The following is a 2,972-nucleotide window of genomic DNA, read 5'->3' on the forward strand; positions in this document are numbered from 1 at the left end:
AGGTCGGCGTCGTCGGGCAGGGCGTGCACCAGCCGCGCGGGAACCGTCAGCCGGTCGGCCCACGCGCCGTCCCGGGTGAAGCCGGTCTCGTCGTAGGCGGCGTGACACACCGTGGGCTCGCCCCGGCGGCACGCCGGGCACACCTGGCACGAACGGAAGCCCTCGGCCACCACCGGTCTGCCGACGAGGCCGGGGTCGACGCCCGCGCCGACCGCTTCGACCGTGCCCGACCACTCGTGCCCCGGCACGACCGGGTACCGCACATAGCCCTCCGGCCGCCTGCCCTCGTACAGCTCCACATCCGACCCGCACACCCCGGCCCAGGCCACGCGCACCACCACGTGCCCTGGCTCGGGCTCGGGCACCGGCACCGCCACCACGGTGGCGCTGCGGGGCCCGTCCAGGCGCACCGCGCGGTTCATCGATCCCCCGACCGGGTGCCGCGGAAGTGCCAGTCGTCGGCGTAGAGGTCGAAGTGCGCGCCCTGGCTGGGACGGGCCTCGACGAAGTCGACGTCCAGCGTGACTCCCAGCCCGGGTTCGGTCGGCAGTGCGAAGTAGCCGTCGACGACCTCCGGCATGCCCGGTGCGGCCCGCTTGACCTCCTCGTCGGCGAAGTCGTTGAAGTGCTCCTGGATCGTGAAGTTCGGTGTGCACGCGGCCAGGTGCACGTTCGCCGTCGTCAGCACGGGGCCGCCGACGTTGTGCGGGGCGACGAGGACGTAGTGCGTCTCCGCGGTCGCGGCCAGCTTGCGCGTCTCGGCGATCCCGCCGAGGTGGCCGATGTCGGGCTGGATGATGTCGGCGGCCTGCGAGGCGAACAGCTCCCGGAACTCGATCCGGTCGTGAATGCGCTCGCCGGTGGCGATGGGCAGGGTCGTCTTCCCGGCGACCTTGGCCAGCGCGGCCAGGTTCTCCGGCGGCACCGGTTCCTCCAGCCAGCTCGGGTCGAACGGCGCGAGCTGCGTCGCCAGCCGCACCGCCTCCGGCGGGGCGAACCGGCCGTGCATCTCGACCAGGATCTCGACCTCAGGGCCGACGGCGTCCCGCACCGCCTCGACCAGGCCCACCGCCCGCACGCGTTCGGCGTGGTCGAGTTCGTACCGCCCGGGTCCGAACGGGTCGAACTTCAGAGCGCGGTACCCGCGCTCGACCACCGGCCGCGCCGCGGCGTGGAACTCCTCCGGCGTGCGCTCCACCGTGTACCAGCCGTTGGCGTAGGCCTTGACCCGGTCGTTGACGGCGCCGCCGAGCAGGCGCCACACCGGCTGGCCGAGCGCCTGGCCCATGATGTCCCAGCACGCCATCTCCACGCAGGCGATGCCGGACATGACGATCTCGCCCGCGCGGCCGTAGTCGCCGTACTTCATCCGGCGCACCAGGGACTCGATCGCGAACGGGTCGCTGCCCACCACGTGGTTGTCGGCGGCCTCGGCCAGATACCCGAGCAGCGCCTTGGTGTGGCTGAGCATCCGCGTCTCGCCGACTCCCACCAGCCCCTCGTCGGTGTGCACGCGGACGAAGGTGAGGTCGCGCCAGGGCGTGCCCAGCACGTGCGTGGTGATCCCGGTGATCTTCATGCGGTCTCCTCGGTGGTGAGGTCGTCGGTCGTGAGGTCGTCGGTGGTGACCCGGCCGTCGACGCGGCGCGGGATGCCGAGTTCGTTGCGGTCGCGCAGTGGCGCGGGCAGCAAGGTCTGCGGCACGTTCTGGTAACTGACCGGGCGCAGGAACCGCTCGACGGCGCCCGAGCCCACGGAGGTGTGGGCCGGGGAGGTGGTCGCGGGCCAGGGGCCGCCGTGGTGCATCGCCGCGGTCACGGCCACCCCGGTGGGCCAGCCGTTGACCACGAGCCGTCCGGCGCGCTCGCGCAGCCGGGTCAGCAGCTCGCCCGCGAGCGCCTCTTCCCCGGGTTCGGTGTGCAGCGTGGCGGTGAGGGTGCCGTCGAACCGTTCGGTGGCGGCGCGCAGTTCGCCGGTGCCTCCGTAGGTGACCACGAGCGAGGCCGGGCCGAAGCACTCCCGCAACAGGGTGTCGGCGTGGTCGAGCAGAGCGGGCACCGTGCAGGTAAGCAGGGTCGGGACCACCCGTCCGTCCGGCCGTGCACCGCCCTCGACGAGGGTGCGCACGCCGGGCACCGCCGCGAGTTCGGCCGCCGTGCCGGCAAAGCCGTCCCGGATGCGCTCGGTGAGCATCTCCGCCGCCGGAACCTCGGCCAGTGCCGTGCGCAGCGCCTCCGCGAGGCCGTGCCCGTCCGGCAGGAACAGCAGGCCGGGCTTGGTGCAGAACTGGCCCGCCCCGAGCGTGAACGACGACACGAACCCGGCGGCGATCTCCGCACCCCGCGCGCGGAGGGCACCGGGCGTGACGAACGCGGGGTTCAAGCTGCCCAGCTCGCCGTGGAACGGGATCGGCTCGGGGCGGGAGTGCGCCAGATCCGCCAGCGCCCGTCCCGCCGAGAGCGATCCGGTGAACGCGCCGACCTTGATCCGGGGGTCGAGCAGAACCGCCCGGCCGGTGTCGTATCCCTCGACCAGCGCGAACGTGCCATCGGGGGCACCGGCCAGCGCCTCGGTGACGACGCGCGCCGTGCGCCGGGACAGCTCAGGGTGGCCCGGGTGGGCCTTGACCACCACCGGGCAGCCCGCCGCGAGCGCCGAGGCGGTGTCGGTACCCGCCACCGAGAAGGCGAACGGGAAGTTGCCTGCCGCGAACACCACCGCCGGGCCCATCGGCACCGACAGGCGCCGCAGGTCGGGCCGCGCCCCGAGCGGGTGGTCCGGGTCGGCGGTGTCGATCACCACGTCGAACACCGACCCCTCGGTGATGTGCGCGGCGACGTGGCGCAGTTGGAACGTGGTCCGGGCGAGTTCGCCGACGAGACGGGCGCGGGGCAGCGCCGTCTCCCGCTCGGCGAGCGGCACGAGGTCGTCGGCGTGGGCGTCGAGCGCGTCGGCGACGGCGGTCAGCAGGG

3 protein-coding genes are annotated in these 2,972 nt (G+C 73.7%); all 3 read right to left on the minus strand.

Annotation, left to right across the window (positions count from 1 at the left end; translation table 11 throughout):
- A partial coding sequence (locus SACSA_RS0111385; RefSeq protein WP_019815993.1) for an alcohol dehydrogenase catalytic domain-containing protein occupies positions 1-422 on the minus strand: 422 nt, incomplete at its 3' end.
- On the minus strand, positions 419-1,579 hold the full coding sequence (locus SACSA_RS0111390; RefSeq protein WP_019815994.1) for a mandelate racemase/muconate lactonizing enzyme family protein: 1,161 nt from the start codon (positions 1,577-1,579) through the stop codon (positions 419-421). The genes SACSA_RS0111385 and SACSA_RS0111390, both read right to left, overlap by 4 nt.
- The coding region (locus SACSA_RS22565) for an aldehyde dehydrogenase (NADP(+)) (protein WP_019815995.1) at positions 1,576-2,972 on the minus strand (1,397 nt) is incomplete at its 5' end. The genes SACSA_RS22565 and SACSA_RS0111390, both read right to left, overlap by 4 nt.

The sequence above is a fragment of the Saccharomonospora saliphila YIM 90502 genome (assembly GCF_000383795.1).
In the GTDB taxonomy this organism is placed as follows: domain Bacteria; phylum Actinomycetota; class Actinomycetes; order Mycobacteriales; family Pseudonocardiaceae; genus Saccharomonospora; species Saccharomonospora saliphila.

What these genes read in the sequence shown, in the direction of transcription:
- SACSA_RS0111390 (WP_019815994.1), bottom strand. Translation starts at nt 1,579, where the DNA reads ATGAAGATCACCGGGATCACCACGCACGTGCTGGGCACGCCCTGGCGC.